The 18381-nt window shown below is 69.5% G+C and carries 21 protein-coding genes and 2 pseudogenes; 11 read left to right on the forward strand and 12 right to left on the reverse strand.

Annotated features, from left to right (window positions below; translation table 11 throughout):
* A pseudogene (locus D455_RS28885) lies at nt 1-366 on the forward strand (DUF6297 family protein); the annotation flags it as partial.
* A gap of 165 nt (nt 367-531) precedes the next feature.
* Here the strand turns inward: D455_RS28885 and D455_RS0101570 are convergent.
* Both D455_RS0101570 and D455_RS0101575 read right to left on the reverse strand, forming a co-directional pair.
* A complete protein-coding gene (locus D455_RS0101570; RefSeq protein WP_017569005.1) occupies nt 532-1200 on the reverse strand; it encodes a response regulator in 669 nt (222 codons plus the stop codon).
* A gap of 80 nt (nt 1201-1280) precedes the next feature.
* Complete coding sequence (locus D455_RS0101575) at nt 1281-1844, reverse strand: helix-turn-helix domain-containing protein (protein ID WP_017569006.1); 564 nt, start codon at nt 1842-1844, stop codon at nt 1281-1283.
* A 30-nt stretch (nt 1845-1874) separates the two neighbouring features.
* Between D455_RS0101575 and D455_RS0101580 the strand changes: the two genes are divergently transcribed.
* Nucleotides 1875-2408, forward strand: coding sequence for a GNAT family N-acetyltransferase (locus D455_RS0101580; protein WP_017569007.1), 534 nt, complete (start codon nt 1875-1877; stop codon nt 2406-2408).
* 63 nt (nt 2409-2471) lie between these two features.
* Here D455_RS0101580 and D455_RS0101585 read toward each other — a convergent pair whose 3' ends face one another.
* The 7 genes from D455_RS0101585 to D455_RS28890 form a co-directional block, all read right to left on the reverse strand.
* Nucleotides 2472-3512, reverse strand: coding sequence for a protein-L-isoaspartate O-methyltransferase family protein (locus D455_RS0101585; protein WP_017569008.1), 1041 nt, complete (start codon nt 3510-3512; stop codon nt 2472-2474).
* An 8-nt stretch (nt 3513-3520) separates the two neighbouring features.
* A complete protein-coding gene (locus D455_RS0101590; protein ID WP_040684282.1) occupies nt 3521-3871 on the reverse strand; it encodes a lasso peptide biosynthesis B2 protein in 351 nt (116 codons plus the stop codon).
* A gap of 65 nt (nt 3872-3936) precedes the next feature.
* Nucleotides 3937-4218: a PqqD family protein gene (locus D455_RS0101595; RefSeq protein ID WP_017569010.1), complete on the reverse strand. Its 282-nt coding sequence runs from the start codon at nt 4216-4218 to the stop codon at nt 3937-3939.
* Complete coding sequence (locus D455_RS0101600) at nt 4215-5951, reverse strand: albusnodin/ikarugamycin family macrolactam cyclase (protein WP_083922097.1); 1737 nt, start codon at nt 5949-5951, stop codon at nt 4215-4217. The genes D455_RS0101595 and D455_RS0101600 overlap by 4 nt, the downstream gene beginning before the upstream one ends.
* A gap of 62 nt (nt 5952-6013) precedes the next feature.
* On the reverse strand, nt 6014-6151 hold the full coding sequence (locus D455_RS33590) for a lasso RiPP family leader peptide-containing protein (protein WP_017569012.1): 138 nt from the start codon (nt 6149-6151) through the stop codon (nt 6014-6016).
* 166 nt (nt 6152-6317) lie between these two features.
* Nucleotides 6318-6539, reverse strand: coding sequence for a hypothetical protein (locus tag D455_RS0101610; protein ID WP_017569013.1), 222 nt, complete (start codon nt 6537-6539; stop codon nt 6318-6320).
* Between the two features lie 216 nt (nt 6540-6755).
* Nucleotides 6756-7280, reverse strand: coding sequence for an ATP-binding protein (locus D455_RS28890; RefSeq protein WP_017569014.1), 525 nt, complete (start codon nt 7278-7280; stop codon nt 6756-6758).
* A gap of 277 nt (nt 7281-7557) precedes the next feature.
* Between D455_RS28890 and D455_RS0101620 the strand changes: the two genes are divergently transcribed.
* The 5 genes from D455_RS0101620 to D455_RS0101640 all read left to right on the forward strand — a co-directional run bounded on the left by D455_RS0101620 (nt 7558) and on the right by D455_RS0101640 (nt 11102).
* Nucleotides 7558-8370 (forward strand): helix-turn-helix domain-containing protein, encoded by an 813-nt coding sequence (locus D455_RS0101620; protein WP_017569015.1) that lies wholly within the window; start codon nt 7558-7560, stop codon nt 8368-8370.
* Nucleotides 8367-8612, forward strand: a complete 246-nt coding sequence (locus D455_RS0101625; protein ID WP_017569016.1) for a DUF397 domain-containing protein — start codon at nt 8367-8369, stop codon at nt 8610-8612. The genes D455_RS0101620 and D455_RS0101625 overlap by 4 nt, the downstream gene beginning before the upstream one ends.
* Nucleotides 8613-8954: 342 nt before the next feature.
* On the forward strand, nt 8955-9563 hold the full coding sequence (locus tag D455_RS0101630) for a hypothetical protein (RefSeq protein WP_026122212.1): 609 nt from the start codon (nt 8955-8957) through the stop codon (nt 9561-9563).
* A complete protein-coding gene (locus tag D455_RS0101635) occupies nt 9560-10036 on the forward strand; it encodes an ATP-binding protein (protein WP_017569018.1) in 477 nt (158 codons plus the stop codon). The genes D455_RS0101630 and D455_RS0101635 overlap by 4 nt, the downstream gene beginning before the upstream one ends.
* Before the next feature lie 106 nt (nt 10037-10142).
* Entirely contained in the window at nt 10143-11102 is a 960-nt protein-coding gene (locus tag D455_RS0101640) for an EamA family transporter (RefSeq protein WP_017569019.1), read from the forward strand.
* A gap of 70 nt (nt 11103-11172) precedes the next feature.
* On the opposite strand, the gene D455_RS0101645 is transcribed toward D455_RS0101640, so the two are convergent.
* The 3 genes from D455_RS0101645 to D455_RS0101655 are packed head-to-tail and all read right to left on the reverse strand — an operon-like array spanning nt 11173 to nt 14356.
* The gene (locus D455_RS0101645) at nt 11173-12495 is read right to left on the reverse strand and encodes an ABC transporter substrate-binding protein (RefSeq protein ID WP_026122214.1); all 1323 of its coding nucleotides are present in this window, start codon (nt 12493-12495) and stop codon (nt 11173-11175) included.
* An 18-nt stretch (nt 12496-12513) separates the two neighbouring features.
* Entirely contained in the window at nt 12514-13395 is an 882-nt protein-coding gene (locus tag D455_RS0101650; RefSeq protein ID WP_026122215.1) for a carbohydrate ABC transporter permease, read from the reverse strand.
* Nucleotides 13385-14356, reverse strand: coding sequence for a carbohydrate ABC transporter permease (locus tag D455_RS0101655; protein WP_017569022.1), 972 nt, complete (start codon nt 14354-14356; stop codon nt 13385-13387). Before D455_RS0101655 ends, D455_RS0101650 begins: the two co-directional genes overlap by 11 nt.
* A 426-nt stretch (nt 14357-14782) precedes the next feature.
* On the opposite strand from D455_RS0101655, the gene D455_RS0101660 reads away from it, so the two are divergent.
* The 4 genes and pseudogenes from D455_RS0101660 (at nt 14783) to D455_RS0101680 (ending at nt 18091) form a co-directional block, all read left to right on the forward strand.
* Nucleotides 14783-16078: a Gfo/Idh/MocA family oxidoreductase gene (locus tag D455_RS0101660; protein WP_017569023.1), complete on the forward strand. Its 1296-nt coding sequence runs from the start codon at nt 14783-14785 to the stop codon at nt 16076-16078.
* Nucleotides 16078-16815, forward strand: a pseudogene (locus D455_RS36075) (Gfo/Idh/MocA family protein); the annotation flags it as partial. The gene D455_RS0101660 and the pseudogene D455_RS36075, both read left to right, overlap by 1 nt.
* Before the next feature lie 188 nt (nt 16816-17003).
* A complete protein-coding gene (locus D455_RS36080; protein WP_017569026.1) occupies nt 17004-17225 on the forward strand; it encodes a hypothetical protein in 222 nt (73 codons plus the stop codon).
* Complete coding sequence (locus D455_RS0101680; RefSeq protein WP_017569027.1) at nt 17222-18091, forward strand: DUF6807 domain-containing protein; 870 nt, start codon at nt 17222-17224, stop codon at nt 18089-18091. Before D455_RS36080 ends, D455_RS0101680 begins: the two co-directional genes overlap by 4 nt.
* Nucleotides 18092-18381 lie beyond the last annotated feature (290 nt).

Raw genomic sequence — 18381 nt, forward strand, 5'->3', positions numbered from 1 at the left:
GCCCTGCTCGGCGGCGCCTGGCTGGCCCTGGCACTGGCCGGGCTGGACATCACAGGGTCCCTCGGGCCCCTGGGACCGCTCTGGCCACTGGGGTTGCTGTGCGCGCCCGCGCTGGCGGCGGGCGCGCTGCGGATGGCGCGGCGCCGCCCCATCGAGCACACCATGCCCGTCATGGACACGCCCCTGGGACCGGTGCCGCTCGGCCCGGTGACGTGGGCGCTGGCCGGAGCCGACATCGCCGTGCTCGGCTGCCTGCCCGCACTCCTGGCGTTCGCCACCGGGGTGAGCGGCCCGCTGCTCGCGGCGCAGGCGGTGTGGGGCGCGGCGGTACTGGCGGCCTACTGCGCCGCCCCCAGACGCGCGTAGGAAGGAGACCGTGGTGGCGATCCGGTGCGGCGGTCGCCGCCCCCAAACGCGTAGGAGGGGCAGGCCGGGACACGCCCGGGACCCCGTGCCCCATGGGACACGGAGATCCGGGAACGCCTTCGCCCACGACCAGCTCCACCGCGTGGAGCCCACCACACGGGTGGCTCAGGCGCCGCGCACGCCGACCAGACCACTCTCGTAGGCCAGCACCACCGCCTGCACCCGATCGCGCAGGTCGAGCTTCATCAGGATCCGCCCCACGTGGGTCTTGACCGTGGCCTCGGAGACGTGGAGCCGGGCGGCGATCTCGGCGTTCGACAACCCGCGCGCCACCAGCACGAGCACCTCGCGCTCCCGAGGGGTCAGCACGTCCAGGGCCGCGGACACCGGTGGGGCCTCGTCGTCGGGCAGGAACTGACCGGAGAAGCGGTCGAGCAACCGCCGGGTCGTGCTGGGGGCGACCACCGCGTCGCCGGAGTGGACGGAGCGGATCGCCGAGAGCAGGTCCGGCGGGCGGGTGTCCTTGAGTACGAACCCGCTCGCCCCGGCCTTCAGCGCCGCGTAGGCGTACTCGTCCAGGTCGAAGGTGGTCAGGATCAGCACGCGCGGGCCGCCCTCAGCGGCGCAGACGCGGCGCGCGGTCTGCACACCGTCCAGGCGCGGCATCCGCACGTCCATGAGGACGACGTCGGCCGCCAGGGTCCCCAACACCTCCAGCGCGGTGTCGCCGTCCCCGGCCTCGCCGACGACCCGCATGTCGGGCTGCGCGTCGAGGACCATGCGAAAGCCCGTCCGGACCAGTTCCTGGTCGTCGACGAGCACGACGCGGATCATCCCGTCGTGTTCTGCGTTCGGCGTCCCCATGCCCGAAACCCTATCCGTGGCGCGTCCCGGACGCGGGACGGCTACGGCGTTCAGGCGCCCCTTCGGGAGATGACCACCAGGTACCGGCAGGACTCCTCGGTGGGATTGTGGAACTCGCACGGCTCGGGCGGCCCCAGGTGCAGGCAGTCCCCCCGGTCCAGCACGTGCTCCACCTCGCCCTCTCGGAAGGCGAGCGTGCCCTCCAGCACCCAGATCTGGTGGTGGGTGAAGGCGTAGGCCTGCGCGGGAAAGCCCACCCGCGCTCCCGGCGGCAGCTCTACCTCCACCAGCTCAATCGGCCCTCCGGCCGCGGGCGAGACCGCGCGCCTGCGGTACTCCGTCCCCGGGTCGGTCCACACCGGCTGCTCGTGCGCGCGCACCAGCCGCCGCTCCCCCCGCTCGGCGCGGGTGACCAGCTCCGACAGGGTGATGCCCAACGCGGCGGACAACCGCCCCAGCAGCGCGGCGGTGGGCTGGACGTCACCGTTCTCGATGCGGCTGATCATGGTCCGGGAGACGCCGGAGCGCTCGGCCAGTACGCCCCCGCTCATCCCACGGGCCTGGCGCAACTCCTGGAGGGTCAGGGCCAGCGCGGGCCCCAGCGCGTCACTCATGCGTTCACTATAAGCGACAGCCTGCATATTATGGTGAACATGACTGGAACGCCGACCCTCACCGTCCGCGACGCGACCCCCACCGACGCCCCCGCGTGCGCGCGGATCTACGCCCCCTACGTCACCGACACCGCAATCACCTTCGAGTACGAACCGCCCACCGACGAGCAGATGGCCCAGCGCATCACCGCCGCCCAGCGGCACCACGCCTGGCTCGTCCTGGAGGACGCCGACACCGTCGTCGGCTACGCCTACGGCGGCCCCTTCCGCTCCCGCACCGCCTACCAGTGGACCTGCGAGGTCAGCGTCTACCTGCGGTCGGAGCGGCGGCGCACCGGCGCGGGCCGCGCCCTGTACCAGGCGCTGCTGCCCCGCCTGGCCCAACGCGGCATGCGCACCGCCGTCGCGTGCATGACCCTGCCCAACGACGCCAGCCTGGGCCTGCACCGCTCCCTGGGCTTCGAGGACGTCGGCGTGATGCACCGCGTGGGCCACAAACACGGAGCCTGGCACGACGTCGCCTGGGCCCAGCGCGACCTCACCCCCTTCACGGGGCAGGCCTGAGAGCACCTTCCCCGACAGAGTTCCGGCGGCTGGCACGTTACCCGGGCTCCGTGTCCCGGACGTTCAGGACCGGGCGGGCTCGCTTTCCTCCGCGCGGACCCGCCACCCGCTACTCTCCCGAAGCAGGACCGGACGGACACGCGCCCATCCGGGGCGGCCTGCGCGCCGCCATACTTCCACCCATCCCCGCGCCATGGTCTGGGCAGTCGTGGCTCCGCTGCTGAGCGCGTCCGGCCCGAACGGGCGGAACACGAACACTCCAACGGAGTCGACGGCCCCGACGCCGAACCCCATCGGTCCGCCGAGCGTGGCCAGCTCATCCGGGTGTGTGGCGTACATCCAGGCTCGAAACGCCGCCGGGTCCTCACTGTCCTCGAACACACGGACCTTCTGCGGCTGCTCGTCAACGAGCCCGGTCAACAGCTTCCCGGCTTCGGCCGGGTGCTTCTTCGCCCACGCCCCCGCGACCCACCACGCGGCGCCCTGACCGTCATGCACGAGAGCGTCAACACCCCGTGGGGGAACCGTCCACTGGTCGAGGTCGGCCCCGTGCATCTCGACATACCCGCCCGGAGCCAACGCGCGTCCCGTCACACCGTGGTCCTCGGTGACCTCGGCCGTCACCACGGCGTGAGTCTTGACCAGTCCCGCGAGTTCGACCGGTGCAACCACCAACCCCCCGGGACGGCTCTGCTCGACCCAGGCGTGCGGGATCCTCTCGGGGGTTGTCCACGCAACGACGCGATCGTAAGGGCCGTGGTCGGGAGCGCCCTCATGTCCGTCCCCTGCCAACAGGGTGACGTTCGTGCGGCCGAACCGGGCGTGTAGGTCCCGCGCACGCTCCATCAGCCCGGGGACGACGTCCACCGTCACCACCGTCCCGGACGGTCCAACGAGTTCACTCAACAGGGCACTGGAGTACCCGGACCCCGTTCCGATCTCCAACACCTTCGCTCCGTGCTGAACGTCGAGACCATCGAGGGTCGACGCGATCAGCGGCCTCGCCGTCGTCTGCGTGAGGAGCGATCCGTCAGGATGGAGGACGTAGGTGTCTTCGTCCACCGCCGACAGGGCAGCGGTCACGCGGGGGCTGTACTGGGTCATGACGCCTTTCAGGTTCGAGTGATCACGATGAACGGTCGGTCGGGATCGTCCAGCTCCCCAACGGGGGTTCCCTCTGCCTCGACCCAGGCATGAGCGGCGTAGGGCATCAGACGAACGCCAATGCACCAGTCCACCGACCTTCGCATCAGTATTGCGGTCAGAGCAGAGGCCAGGGAGTTTTCCAGGCAAGCGGCGCGCCCGGGGAACCAGTTCCCCGCCGCCGTCGCCGCAGCGACCGCGTCAGCCGCCTCGGAGACGACGGCGGGGGTGCGGGTCATGCGCTTGAGCGCGGCGAGGACCGCCACGCTGTGCTTGAGTTGGAAACGCAGCAACACGACGGCCGACCAGAACCCGACCACGCCCAAGACGCGACGTGTCAGTCGCGGGCGTCGGGAAGGGCTGGGGGGAAGCGCCATAGGAGTTGTCACGAGTGGTCCCCTTCCACGCGAAGCAACCCTCGCTCGGACAGTTCCCGCACGAGTCGGCCAACGTCGGCTCTGACGGTGTCGAGGTCGGCGCCCGTCTCGGCTGCGAGCGTTTCGGCGACCTGGCTCGGATCGGCACCAGCGGCGAGTTCCTTCCAGATGCGCGCGGCCGTGGGGTTCAGCCCGTAGAAGTGTCCGCTGTCCATGTCGAGGAGCATGCCGCCGTTCTCTTCGACGACGAACTTCACGGACTCGGAGGGGGTACAGGTGGTCCTGTTCATGCGTCTCCTGTGTACGTTTCCAGGCGTCGTAGCCATACCTCGGTGGCGAGTACCTGACTGAGTGCGCCCATCGGTGCGCGTGCGCCACTGATCGCCGCGTCGAGGTCGGCGCGGACGGCCGTGGGGTCGATGACGTCGAGGTCGGCCAAGCGCGAATCCGTCAGCAACGCGCGCACCTCGCCAGCGTTGGCGCGGAGCCCGTGGTACTCGCACGCGGAGTAGTCGCCCTTGGTGCGCCGGGCGAACAGGCCAGGCGGGAGTCGATCGGCGAAGGCTTGGCCGAGAATCGGTTTCGTCTGTCGCGCCGACGCCCGGTGCGAAGCGGGTACGGCCAGGCACGCGGCGAGTACGTCGGAGTCGAAGAAGGGAATGGTGATCCGAACCTTGAGGTGGTCGGCCACGTGGAGGAACGAGCGGGTCGCGGCGCCGTGCCACTGGATGAGCCGCAACGTGTGGTTATCGGCTCCATCGCGGGAGTCCTTGGTGCGGTAGGTCCGAAGCGCTTCGGCGACCTGGGCGCGCGCCGCCGGTGTTGCCCAGCGGGCGCTCTTGCTCAGGTGGACCCAGGAGATGGATGACTCGAAGGCGGGAACGTGCTCGGGACGGTGCGGCTCCGGTGCCGTGTCCAGCTCGTTCGCCACGCCTTCCAGCGCCGACGTGTAGGACGTTCGGGATGCGGCGAACGCCGCGCGCACAAGTCGGTGTGCGGGTCGGTGCCGTAGACGCGCCCATCCGATGCACTCGGAGAAGAACCGTCGCGCGGTCGGAAGGCGTGCCAGGTCGGCAAGGTAGGTGATGGGCGCGCCGAGGACGACGTCACCGCCATCTCCGACGAGATGGACGTCGGCCTCGACTGCCGGGTTCAGGCGGAACCGGGTACGGGCGTGCAGGAGCGCATCAAGGCTCGGTAGGTCGGTGAAGGGTGATCCGTGAAGGTCAGTGAACGGGAGTTCGCCGACACCGCCGGTGAGAACCTGGTGGTTCAGTCCGGGCTCAGCAGCGGCGAGCGCGTGCGCATATCCGGTGTCGTCGTCGTTTACGGCGTAGGAATCCATGTAGGTCAACGCTGTGACCGGCTTGTCTGCGCCCCGGGCGGCGAGGATGGCCAACGTTGAGGAATCCAAGCCGCCGGACAGGTCCGCCGACACGGAGTCGGCATCCGCTGTGCAGGCCCTGACGGATGTCTCCAGGGATACGGCGAGTGCCTCGGGAGCGTCGGCAGGAGGGATGTGTCTCGGCTCGGGGCGTTGTTCGGTGGTGACCATGTCGCCGGAGACCACGAGTACACGAGATGGCGAGAGTTCCCGCACTCCGTGGTAGACCGACTCGTCGGTCAGGTCAGGTGCGGCGTCGGGAAGGAACAGGGTCGCGGCCAACACCACGGGGTTGACCGACGAACCGGTCAGTCGCGCGAGCGGAAGCGGGCTCAACGACAGGTGAACCCCTCCCCTGTGATGGGTCCACCACCATCGGATTGTGCCGACAAGATCACTGGCGACGGTGAGAACGTCACCGTCGCTCACGGCGATGCCAAAGCGCCCGGGAAGGTTCACTAGGGCTCGGACGGCCTGACGTGCGTTGCCGCTGGTGGCGATCGCGTCATTCACGGCTTGGTCGTCGGACAGGCAGTCACCGAACAGGGTGACCGACAGTCTCGGTGTACTGATGTGGCGGACTGGGCGGGGGTCCCATCGACTGGCCCGGATCGTGGTCTGAGGGGGTGCGTCCGGCACCGGCCCTCCTTCCCGAGAAGGCCGGGCGCGGACCCCACGCGGGTCCGCGCCCGGTGAAGGGGTTAGTTGTAGCGGGCCTGGTTCAGGTCAGCGGTGTCGTTCTGGGCGGAGCCGAGCGTGAGCGCGCGGGCGTCACCGAGGTCGGTCAGGGTCGGGGGCTCATAGGCCACGGGCTGGGGGGTGTTGTCGTTCTCGGACACGGTTCCTCCTTGCGGAATCGTTGTGTTTCAGGCTGCCCGGGCAGGGTGATTTCCCCCCGGGGGCTTATGGGGTGACTCAGGAAAGTGGTCTCGTCTACCTGACAGCGACCGTGTGCATCACTTGGGGTTTCCTTCGGCCAACTCACGGAGTTCTTCCGCGTCGGTCTCAGCGCCCGTCAGGACCTTGTTGGAGGCAGGTGGTCAGAAGCCGGACCAGTTCGTCGGCGTCAGTCGTGGCGCCGATGCTGGTGGCCAGGTCCCGGGTCTCCTCCAGCAGCTCCCGGGCGGCGGTGTGGCGCCTTTGGGCCTGGAGGACCAGAGCCAGGGAACGGCCCGTGCGGATGGTCATGTAGTCGTCGCCGGAGTCCCGGAACCACCGCACCGCCACGCCGGTCCATGGGTGTGTGCTGCTGGGTGAGGGCGTAGAGCTGGTTTGGATCGGGGTGGGAGAGGATGAGCGGGGTGGTTCCGCCGCGCTGGAAGGCCCAGAAGGCGTGGGACGTCGGTCCCCAGAACACCAGCCATCCCGTTCCCACAGCTCGCTGGAGACGGCTGGCGATCTCCCTGAACGGATCGTCCTGCTCGGTGCTCCACGCCACGGCGGTCACCGGCCGGTGGTGCGGTCGAGCCCCGACCGCACGGGTGGGTGCGACGTGAAGCGGCGTCGTCCCTCAGGTGGAAGCAGTGAGAACACGGGGCCGCGCTGGTGCCCGGCGCGGTCGATGAGGGCGCGCACGGTCAGGCCTTCTCCCGCGTTCCCCGTCCAGTCCCAGTACACCGACAGCTCCTCCAGCATCAGCAGCCCGTTGCCGGTGGTCGCCAGCGGTTCCACGGGTTTTCGCGGGCGAGGGAAGAGGATCGGCTGCCCCGGCCGGGGCCCGTTGTCGGTGACCGTCAGGGTGTAGGTGTGGGGCTTGCGGTGCAGCCCGACCCGGACGGTGCCGCCGGGGTCGCCGGAACGGGAATGCTGCTGCGCGTTGGTGACCAGCAGGCTCACGGCCAACACCAGCGGGAAGGCATCGTGGCGCGGAGAGCGGGCGTTGCGGTAGGCCCAGTTCCGGGCGACCCCGACGTGGCTGGGGTCGCAGCCCAGGATGATGCCGCAGCGGTCGGGGCCCTCGGACCGCATCCGCCAGGGCGGTTGGAGCGTTGACGTTCGTCGGTCGGGAACGCCTACCGGCGCGGGCCGACCAGGGGTAACCTCGTTCATGTTCGTACCTGTTGTCGTGAGAAGCACGGGTTCCGGACCAGGTCCCGGGGTTGTTAGCGCAACCGCCGGGCCTTTTTTCTTCGGCCGCCATCACCGTCTCACCAGAAGGACGATCTGATCTACCAATCGCTGAGAGGTGCGAAATTATTCGGTAAACCCCGTTGGCGACTGATGACAGGCTGATAGAAAGCTGTACATGGCGAACGAGGTCGACCCGAAGGCTCGAAGGTTCGGCGCCGAAGTGCGTCGGTTCCGCGAGCAGGCCGGGATCTCACAGACCAGGCTGGCAGGCCTACTACCAGCGTCGCAGGCGACGGTCAGTGATATCGAGCTGGGAAAGACGCCCGCTAAAAAGGACACGGCACAACGAATCGACCAGGTGCTTAACAGCGGAGGTCGGCTGGTCGCCGTGTGGGAGGAACAGCACGAGGCCTACAGGCCGCCGGACTGGTACAGGAAGTTGCCGATCGTGGAGCAGCGGGCCACCCAGATCCAGCAGTACCAACCACTTCTCGTCCCCGGACTTCTCCAAACGCGTGACTACATGCGGTCCTCGATCAAGGCCAGCGCACGCACTGATTCAGAGGCCGCCGTTGAAGCGAAAGTGGCGGAACGCACCGAGTGTCAGGCGATCCTACGCCGCGACGACCCACCCTTCTTCTCCGTCGTCTTGGACGAGACCGCACTGTACCGGCGCCTCGGCAGCCCTGACATCATGAGGAAGCAACTTGAGTACCTGCTGGAGGCCTCCGCGTGGAGCAGGGTGGAGATTCTGGTCGTCCCCGCTGACACCTGGGACCATCCCGGGTTGGACAGCGGGTTCACCTTGTTGAGGGTTCCGGACGCTGGGATGCTCCTCTACCTGGAAGCGCGAGCAGCCGGAGGCGTGATCGTCGACGCAAGCACAGTCGATGAGCATGTCTCTCTTATGGGGGACCTGCGGGGGTTCGCGCTCCCTCCGGATCAGTCACGGTCGCTGATCAAGAAAGCACTAGGAGAAGTCGAGTGATCACCGAAGGAACGTGGCACAAGTCCACGTACAGCAGGGGCGACACCAACTGCGTGGAGGCCCGCCTGACCGCCCCCTCATGGCACAAGAGCAGCTACAGCAGAGGTGAGACCAACTGCGTCGAGGTCGCTGAGGGTGCCACCACCGCCGTGCGCGACACTCAGAACCGCGATCTGGGGCACCTGGCTTTCGCGGCCACCGAGTGGACCGCACTCGTGGACTCCCTCAAGAGCCACGGCTAGCCACCAAGATCACAGGGCGGCACCCCGTAGGGATGCCGCCCTTTTTCATGCCGCTATCTGACCCCAGGCATTCTTAGCAAAAGCCATTAATTCCGACATTGGGAGTCGCGCGGAAGGCAACCAGGGGGCCTGGTTGAGGCCAACAGAAACCCCCTGACCTGCTGTGATGCCTTCCCGATAAACTTACCTCAGAGTAACTCGCAGAAAGGTTCGCCTCCGCGCCGCCCCTGCTCTAATCTGGCTGCGAACACAACTGAACCCAACACAATGACCCCGCGACGGTTACTCACCGCCCGGGGCCGTGGCCAGCAACTACTTACCTTTAGAGACAGGATTGCCAGCGTGACCCAGTTTAGCGCTGCGCTTCTCAGCCGTGCCTTCGGCCCGCTGATCGCGCTCTTCTCCTCCCCGTGCGGACGCCACTCGAATGCGGCCGGTCGTCGCCGTCGCTCCACCCGGGTTCGCCGCTACGCCCCGCTTCCCGCTCCGGTCGAGGCCGCCACGCCTCCCGCGCGGACCCACCGGAACTCCGAGATTCCGAAGCTGCCCGCGTCCGCACCCGCGCCCCGCATGGCCCCGCCGAGCGAGCCGTTCCCCGCCGACGACATCGCCCCGGTCCGGCCCTGCTTCGCCACCCACGAACGCCAGCGCGCCTTCGCGAACCCGGCTCTCACACCCGCAGCCCGTGCCCCCGAGCCCCGACGTGCCGAACCCGACACCGAAGAGGTCCGGCGCGGGCTCGACCGCGCCAAGGCCCGGGCCAGGATCATGTACCAGCAGTGGAAGGACGACCCCGACGGCCAACGGTCCGGCGAACCCGCGCCTCGTTTCGAGGTCGTGCGCGCCAGGCCCGCACGGCACGCCGAACGGGACGAACTGACCGCCGCGACCCGCACCTGGACCGACCAGCAGGCCCAGCAGCGCGACCACCGGCAGGGGGCGCTGGCATGAGCCACCACCTGCGGTACTGGGAACCCCGCGTCTACCGGGACGGCCTGGCCGACCTGTCCACCGCCCGCCGGGACCTGGCCCGCGACATGACCGGCTTCGCCCCGGACCTGGTCGCCACCGCCCAACTGTGCCTGCACGAACTCCAGGCCAACGCCTGCAAGTACGGCCGCCCGGGCGGCGAGGTCACCCGCCAGCTGGACCTCAACGCCGACCACGTCCTCACCCTGACCGTGCACAACGACCACGGCACCGACCCCGGCGCGCTCCCGCGCATCCCCACCGAACGCACCGACGCGGAATGGGACTGGGCCGAGGGCCAGCGCGGCCTGCTCCTGGTGGACAGCCTCTCCGCCACCTGGAACCACTACGCCTTCCCACCCTGGTCGTGCCTGGGCGTGCTGGTATGGGCCTCCTTCGCCCTGGACCCCGCCGAGGTCCCCAAGCCACAGCGCCCCTTCGCGCTCACCGGCTGACCCGCGCATCCCCGGGGCCGCTACCCGTGCGGGAAACGGCCCCGGGGCACCGCCCCGTATGCTCAGCAGCGATCCCAAACCCCCACCCACCCCCGGGAGTACCGACGTGTCCGTGCCCTCCGCGCGCCACCGCCCCACGGGGCTGGCCTTCGCCCTCGCCGCGGCGCTCGCCTTCGGCGGCGCGGGCGTCTTCGCCCGCCCCCTGCTCGACGCGGGGATGGACCCCCTCCACGTCACCTGGCTGCGTGTGGCCGGATCGGCACTGCTGCTGTCGCCCGTGGCCCTGGCCCACTGGCGCACCGCACGGCGCCGCCCACTACTGATCCTGGCCTACGGCGTCTTCCCCATGGCCGGGGTCCAGGCCCTGTACTTCGCCGCCATCGCCCGCGTCCCCGTGGGCATCGCCCTGCTCATCGAGTTCCTCGGCCCCGTCCTGGTCCTCGCGTGGCTGCGCCTGGTGCGCCGCACCCGCGTCTCCCCCGCCGCCGTGGTCGGCGTCGTCCTGGCCGTGGCGGGCCTCGGACTGCTGCTGGAGGTGTGGGCGGGCATGCGCCTGGACGCGCTCGGCGTGGGGCTCGCACTGGGCGCCGCCGCGGCCCAGGCCGCCTTCTTCCTGCTCTCCGACAACCTCGGCGAGGACACCCACCCCCTGGCCGTGGTCGCCTTCGGCTCCCTGGTCGCCACCGTCCTGCTGGGAGCGCTGGCCCGGCCCTGGACACTGCCCTGGCACATGCTCGCCGACCGGGTCCACCTGGGCCCACTCGCCCTCCCCGGCTGGACGACGGCCCTGTGGCTGGGCCTGGTGTGCACCGCCCTGGCCTACTTCCTGGGCATCTCGGCCATCCGACGCCTGTCCCCACCCGTCGCCGGAGCGGTCGGCTACCTGGAGGTCGTCACCGCGATCGTGCTGGCCTGGGCGCTGCTGGGCGAGGCGCTCACCCCCGCGCAGATCCTCGGCGCCGCCGTCATCGTCACGGGCGCCCTCATCGCCCAGACCGCCGTGCCCTCCGCACCCGCACCCCCGCGCGCCGAACCCGAACATCCCCGGGCCGCCATCACCCCCTGAACACGTGTGGGCCCGACGGGAGGGGGGACTCCCGCCGGGCCCACACGTTCCTCACGCGGGGCGCCGGGGATCAGGCGCCGCCGGTGGCCTCCTCGACCTCCGACATGAACCGCTCGGCGGCCTGGTCCGGGCCGATCTCACCGAAGGCCATGTCGTCGGTGACACGCGCGATGATGTCCACGACCTGACCGGCGCCGATCGGCGGCGGCGGGTTGCCGTCCACGATCGTGTCCTCGATTTCGGCCAGGAACTCCGCGCTGCGGGCGTCGGCGTCGGGCAAAGAACCCAGGATCTGCTCGCGCACCTCGACGTTGGCGGGCAGACCGCGGTCGGCCAGGATCAGCTCCGCGGCCTCCTCACTGTTGAGCAGGAAGTCCACGAAACGGGCCGCCTCCTCCGGGTGCTCGGTGTCCGCCGAGACGGAGTAGAACATCGCGGGCTTGAAGTACATCCCGGTCCGCTCGTTGGTGGTCTCACCGGGGTAGCGCAGCAGCTCGATGTCCCCTCCGGAGGAGGCGGAGATACCACCCAGCTGGTTGGTCCAGAAGTGGGCCATCGCGCCCTGGTTGGTGGACAGCACCGACTGGTCGGGGCCGCCCGCCTCGATCTCCACGCTCTCGGCGGCGCTGGGCTGGGCGCCGTTCTCCAGCAGCTCCTCGGTGATGGAGTACCACTCCTCCATCGTCTCCTGGGAGAAGCCCAGGGAGCCGTCCTCGTTGTACAGGTTCTCCCCGCGCTGGCGGGCGAAGATCTGGAAACCCGACTCGTTGTAGGCCATGCTCTGGGTGCCGACAATCTCACCGTCGGTGGCCTCGCTGATCTGGGTGGCGATCTCGACGTAGTCGTCCCAGGTCCAGGAGTCGTCGTCGGGCATCTCCACACCCGCCTCCTCGAAGGCCTGGGTGTCGGCCAGGATCGCGTAGGCGTTCACGCCGGTGGCCACGCCGTAGGTCTGCCCGTCCAGGTCGCCGCTCTCGGCCACCAGGGGGTCGATGTTGGACAGGTCGAGCTGCTCGCCGTACTCGTCGAGGTTGAGCAGGGCGCCGCGGTCGCCGTACTCGCGCAGGTAGCGCTCCTCCTGCGTCATGATGTCGGGCGCGTCACCGGCGGCGGTGCTGGTGGCCAGACGGTCCCAGTAACCCGACCAGTCGGTGTACTCCGCGGTGATCTGGATGTCGGGGTTCTCGGCCTCGAACATCTCGATGACCTGCTGGGTGGTCTCGTGCCGGTCGTCCGCGCCCCACCAGGAGAAACGCAGTTCGACGACGCCGTCCTCCCCGGAGCCGCCACAGGCGGTGGCCGCCATGACGACGGCACCCACTCCCGCGGCCACGGACAACAGACGGTGGGGGCGACGGGCCTGGGGGCGCCCGTTGCCAGGGTGTGCACGCATGTGTTCGGTTCCCTTCGACTACTTGATTCCGGTGGTGGCGATGCCCTTGACCAGGTACCGCTGTCCCGCGAGGAAGAACCCGAAGACCGGCCCGAGCGCGACGATCGACATGGCGAACAGCGGACCCCAGGAGGTCTGCGAGGTCGAGTCGACGAAGGTGCGCAAAGCGACGGGAACGGTGTACATCTCCGGGTCGATGAGGAAGATCAGCTGGCTGAAGAAGTCGTTCCACGTCCAGATGAAGGTGAAGATCGCGCTGGTGGCCAGGGCCGGCATCGACAGGGGCAGAATGATCTGGCAGAAGATGCGCACGTGACCGCACCCGTCGATACGCGCCGCCTCGTCCAGGTCCCTGGGCAGGCCGCGGATGAACTGCACCATCAGGAAGATGAAGAACCCGTCGGTGGCCAGGAGCTTGGGCACGATCAGCGGCAGGAAGGTGTTGATCCAGCCCAGCTCGGAGAAGAGGATGTACTGCGGCACGATCACGACGTGGATCGGCAGCATGATCGTGGCGAGCATGATGGCGAAGAACAGCCGCTTGCCGCGAAACTCCAGCCGGGCGAAGGCGTAGGCCGCCATCGAGCAGCCCACGAGGTTGCCGACGATCGCACCGCCCACCACGATCGCCGAGTTGAGCATGTAGTGGTGGAAGGGGAACTGGAGCGCCGTCCACCCCTCGGAGTAGTTGCCGGGGGTGAGGTTCTCGGGGATCAGACCGGGGGAGCTGAAGATGTCCGCGGTGGGCTTGAAGGAGCTGGAGAGCATCCACAGCAGCGGGTAGAGCATGGCCAGCCCGAACCCGATCAGCCCGATGTGGGTGACCAACCGTCGTACGCGTTCGGCCCGCGTGTACCTGTCCTGGTAGGAGGCCACGGGAGCCTTCGTCTTAGTCGCCATAGAAGACCCAGTACTTGGAGGCGAGGAAGTTCACCGCTGTGAACCCGCCGATGATCATCAGCAGCAGCCACGCCATCGCCGAGGCGTATCCCATCTCGAAGTCGCCGAAGCCGCGTTGGTAGAGGTAGAGCGTGTAGAAGAGCGTGGAGTCGGAGGGGCCGCCGGTGCCGCTGCTGACGATGAACGCCTGGGTGAAGGTCTGGAAGGCGTTGATGAACTGCAACACCATGTTGAAGAAGATGATCGGGGTGAGCATCGGCACGGTGATGTGCCAGAACCGACGCACCGGCCCCGCCCCGTCCACCTCGGCGGCCTCGTAGTACATGGCGGGGATCTGCCGCAGGCCCGCCAGGAAGATCACCATGGGCGCGCCGAACGTCCACACGTTGAGCACGATCAGGGTGCCCAGGGCGTAGTCGGGGTGGGAGACCCACCCCTCGCCCTGGATGCCGAAGAAGGCCAGGACCTGGTTGATCAGGCCCTCGGCGCCGAAGACCTGGCGCCACAGGATGGCGATGGCCACGCTGCCGCCCAGCAGGGAGGGCAGGTAGTACACCGACCGGTACAGGGGCAGTCCCCGCACCCCCCGGTCCAGGATCATCGCCAGGGCCAGGGCCATGGCCAGTTGCAGGGGCACCGACACGAACACGTAGATGAACGTGACCTTGAGCGATGTGTGCAGCCGCTCGTCGGTGAACATCCGCTCGTAGTTGTCCAGGCCGACCCATCCGTAGTCACCGATGAGGTTGTAGTCGGTGAAGGAGAAGTACAGGGAGGCCAGGAGGGGGCCCGCGGTGATGCACACCAGACCGATGAACCACGGGGTCAGGAAGCCGTAGGCGGCGAGGTTCTCACGCCTCTGCTTGCCCGGGGTCGGAGCCTTGCCGACGCGTCGGCGCGGCCCTGTGGCGGCTGGGGATTCCGAGGTCTTGGCGGGCCGCCGTTGCAGGAGGGCACTCACGGGGATCCACCCTCCTGTGGGGCCACCGCCGGGGCGCTGGCGGACGCGTGCGGTCCTGGATTCATGGAAACTGCCAATCTCGTTCGGAGGGCGCGAACCACTGTGTGTGAGAACACGTGGTGAGCTGGTGAAACTCGTTCTGGTAAGCGCTATCCACGTACTAAGATGTTCAGTTTCTAGCACCGGGCCACATGGGTGTCAACGCTATGTTTCCCGAAAAGTGTGATCCACACCCCAGATCGTTACTCTTCGGACACATCGGAGTTCGCCGCGGACGCCCCGCTCGCGCCCTTTCCGCGCTCCGGCTTCCGCGAATTCTCACCTTTGGTAGGCAACCATGCGCGGGGTGTGTCCAGTCGCGAGGCGGATGAAGTCTGGACACTTCTTGGCGGACGCCCTTGTCGCCTCCATAGGAAAGCGTTTACCATGCCCTGTGTGAACCACACCACCCCACGCAGGTACGCGATCGTCGGCACCGGCTCCCGCGCCCGGATGTACACCCGGGCCCTGGTCGGCTCCCACCGGGACCGGGGACGACTGGTCGCCCTGTGCGACACCAACACCACCCGCATGGCCGTGCACAACCGGATCGTCACCGACGCCGGGCTCGACGCCGTACCGACCTACTCCCCCGACGACTTCACCCGCATGCTCAAGGAGGAGAGGGTCGACGAGGTCATCGTGTGCACCGTCGACCGCACCCACGCCGACTACGTCGTCGCCGCCCTGGACGCCGGACTCGACGCCATCACCGAAAAGCCCATGACCGCCGACCTGGACGGGCTGCGGCGCATCAACCAGGCCCAGGCCCGCACCGGCGGGCGGGTGACCGTCGGCTTCAACTACCGCTACAACCCCGTCCACCGCCAGCTGCGCGACCTCATCGCCTCCGGAACCATCGGCGAGGTCGGCTCGGTGCACTTCGAGTGGCTGCTGGACCTGCGCCACGGCGCCGACTACTTCCGCCGCTGGCACCGCGACAAGACCCAGTCCGGCGGCCTGCTCGTCCACAAGGCCAGCCACCACTTCGACCTGGTCAACTGGTGGATCGGCGCCCGCCCCACCGACGTCTTCGCCTCGGGCAGGCTGTTCTTCTACGGCGACGACAACGGACGCCGCCACGGCCTGGCCGCCGACTACGAACGCGGCCACGGCGAGGACGCCGCCGAACACGACCCCTTCGCCCTGCACATGGACGACAGCGCCGACCTCACGGCCCTGTACCTGGAGGCCGAACACGAGGACGGCTACCGCCGCGACCTCAACGTCTTCGGCCCCGGCATCACCATCGAGGACGACATGTCCGTGCTGGTCGGCTACGACACCGGCGCCCGCCTGACCTACCACCTGGTCGCCTACGCCCCCTGGGAGGGCTACCGGATCTCCATCACCGGCAGCAAGGGACGTCTGGAACTGGACATGACCGAGTTCGAGTACACCTCGCCCCACCAGGACGAGAACACACCCGTGCGCGGCATGCCCGCCCCCAAGGAGCACACCAGCGCACGGCTGTGGCTGGGCCNNATCCCCGTCGCGGTCGGCGAGGGCACCCACGGCGGCGGCGACCAGGTCATGCTCGACTCGCTCTTCGGCGACATCGACGACGGCATCCGCCCCGACCACTCCGACGGCGGCAACGCCCTGCTCACCGGACTGGCCGCCAACGCCTCCATCGCCTCCGGCGCCCCGGTCCGCGTCGCCGACCTGCTGGGGAACGGCTGATGAGCACACCCGTACCCGTACTACTGGCCGGAGTCCACGGCCACGGCCGCACCCACCTGCGCTCCCTGCGCGAGTTGGCCGACCGCGGCCTGGTCCGGCTCGTGGGCGTGTGCGACCAACGCCCCGTCGACGGCGACGACGACCTGGAGGGACACGGCGCGCTGCCCTGCCACGCCGACCTGGGCGAGGCCATCGAGCGCACCGGCGCGCGCGTGACCATCCTGGCCACCCCCATCCACACCCACCTGCCCCTGGCCCGCACCGCGCTCGAACACGGCTCCCACCTGCTGCTGGAAAAACCCACCACCGCGACCCTGGCCGAGTTCGAGCAGCTCACCGCGGCCGTGGACGCCTCCGGCCTGGCCTGCCAGGTGGGCTTTCAGAGCCTGGGCTCATCCGCCGTGGAGGCCGTGCGCGCGCTCGTCCGCGACGGCGCGGTGGGACGCCTGCGCGGCATCGGCGGCGCGGGCACCTGGGTGCGCACCTCCGCCTACTACGACCGCGCCCCCTGGGCCGGACGCCGCCGCCTCCAGGGACGCGACGTGGTGGACGGGGCGCTGACCAACCCCTTCGCGCACGCCCTGGCCACCGCCCTGGCCGTGGCCGGAACCCAGTCCCAGGCACCGGCCGGGGTGGAACTGGAGATGTTCCACGCCCACCCCATCGAGGCCGACGACACCTCGTGCGTGCGCGTGCGCACCGCCCAGGGCCTGCCCATCACGTTGGCGGTGACCCTGTGCGCCCCCGAGCACCTGCCGCCGCGCCTGGTGGTGCACGGCGACGCCGGACGCATCGAGTTCGAGTACACCCTGGACCGCGTCACCCTGCACCGACCCGGCCAGGCCCCGGCCACCACCACGCACCCGCGCACCCACCTGCTGTCCAACCTCCTCGCCCACGTGCGCCAGGGCGAGCGGCTGCNTTCATGCACGTGCTGGAACGGGTACGCACCGCACCCGACCCCGTGGAGCTTCCAAGCCACATGCAGCGGGTGTACCGCACCAGCGAGGGCGTACGCCGGATCATCCCCGGCGTCGACGACCTCATCCACCGCAGCGCCGAACACCTGGCGCTGTTCTCCGAACTCGACCCCGCCTGGTCTCCCACCTCCCGGACGGGGCCGACCGACACGAAGGTCCACCCGTGAACACCCTGACCCTGGACGGTTCCGTGCTGGCCGTGATGCGCGACGGCACCGACATCGAACCGACCCTGTCCCCGCGCCCCTACCTGCACCCGGTACACACCCGCGCGGGCACACCGGTCACCGAACACCGCCCCGCCGACCACCCGCACCACTTCGGGGTGAGCGTGGCCGTGCCGGACGTGTCGGGGACCAGCTTCTGGGGCGGACGCACCTTCACCCCCGACCGCGGATCGGTACTGCTGGACAACCACGGCCGCCAGCGGCACGTGTCCTGGCTGGAACTGGCCGAGGACCGCCGCGTCGAACTGCTGTCGTGGACCGGCCCGGACGGGGCCGAGATGCTCAGCGAGCGGCGCACCGTGCGGGCCACGGGCCTGGACGAGCGCACCTGGGTGCTGGACGTGCGCACCGAGCTGCACAACACCTGCGGGCGCGACCTGAGCATCGGCAGCCCCGCCACCAACGGCCGNGCCGGGTACGGGGGCCTGTTCTGGCGCGCACCCATCGCCGCCACCCCGCCCACGATCACCGGCGCCCAGGGCCTGGAGGGCGAGCAGGCCCTGCACGGATCGCGCGCGCCCTGGCTGGCCATGGCCGGGACGGGACCCGAGACCGGAGCCGGGACTGGCGAGGGCGGCGCCGCGTGGACCCTGGTCCTCCTCCAACCCGGAGACCACACCGACCCGTGGTTCCTGCGGGCGCGGGAGTACCCCGGCGTGGGACCCGCCCTGGCCTGGGACACACGCCTGCCCCTGCCCGAGGGGGCGCGCCTGGAACGGCGGCTGCGCGTGGCGGTGCGCGACGGACACCCCGGCGGCACCGAGGAACTGGAGGCCCTGGCCGCATCCGTGCGCGCACTGCCCTGAGACGGGCCGTGACGCGGCCCGTGGAACGCGCGAAGCCGCGCCGAAGGCCGAAGACACACGGGTGACCCGGCCGGCGCGGCCGAGGGGCGGAGCCGAACAACGGTGCCGGAACGCACACCGGCGGGGCCCGGGGCGTAAGGGGCGGCCCCGAACGGCGGGCAGCACACGACCGAGAGCCCCTGGGGACCCCCCGATATCCACGCCAGACCCGCGCCACCAGGCGGCACCAGAGCCAACCCCGACCTGTGGACAACACCCCCGGCGGCGCCGGGGCAAGGAAGGAAGACAAC

The organism is Nocardiopsis halotolerans DSM 44410, assembly GCF_000341065.1.
Lineage (GTDB): Bacteria > Actinomycetota > Actinomycetes > Streptosporangiales > Streptosporangiaceae > Nocardiopsis > Nocardiopsis halotolerans.

Excerpts from the sequence above, each read along its gene's own strand:
- D455_RS0101570 (WP_017569005.1), bottom strand. The coding sequence starts at position 1,200 with ATGATCCGCGTCGTGCTCGTCGACGACCAGGAACTGGTCCGGACGGGC.
- D455_RS0101575 (WP_017569006.1), bottom strand. The coding sequence starts at position 1,844 with ATGAGTGACGCGCTGGGGCCCGCGCTGGCCCTGACCCTCCAGGAGTTG.
- D455_RS0101580 (WP_017569007.1), top strand. The coding sequence starts at position 1,875 with ATGGTGAACATGACTGGAACGCCGACCCTCACCGTCCGCGACGCGACC.
- D455_RS0101585 (WP_017569008.1), bottom strand. The coding sequence starts at position 3,512 with ATGACCCAGTACAGCCCCCGCGTGACCGCTGCCCTGTCGGCGGTGGAC.
- D455_RS0101595 (WP_017569010.1), bottom strand. The coding sequence starts at position 4,218 with ATGAACAGGACCACCTGTACCCCCTCCGAGTCCGTGAAGTTCGTCGTC.
- D455_RS28890 (WP_017569014.1), bottom strand. The coding sequence starts at position 7,280 with ATGCGGTCCGAGGGCCCCGACCGCTGCGGCATCATCCTGGGCTGCGAC.
- D455_RS0101620 (WP_017569015.1), top strand. The coding sequence starts at position 7,558 with ATGGCGAACGAGGTCGACCCGAAGGCTCGAAGGTTCGGCGCCGAAGTG.
- D455_RS0101635 (WP_017569018.1), top strand. The coding sequence starts at position 9,560 with ATGAGCCACCACCTGCGGTACTGGGAACCCCGCGTCTACCGGGACGGC.
- D455_RS0101645 (WP_026122214.1), bottom strand. The coding sequence starts at position 12,495 with ATGCGTGCACACCCTGGCAACGGGCGCCCCCAGGCCCGTCGCCCCCAC.
- D455_RS0101650 (WP_026122215.1), bottom strand. The coding sequence starts at position 13,395 with ATGGCGACTAAGACGAAGGCTCCCGTGGCCTCCTACCAGGACAGGTAC.
- D455_RS36080 (WP_017569026.1), top strand. The coding sequence starts at position 17,004 with ATGCACGTGCTGGAACGGGTACGCACCGCACCCGACCCCGTGGAGCTT.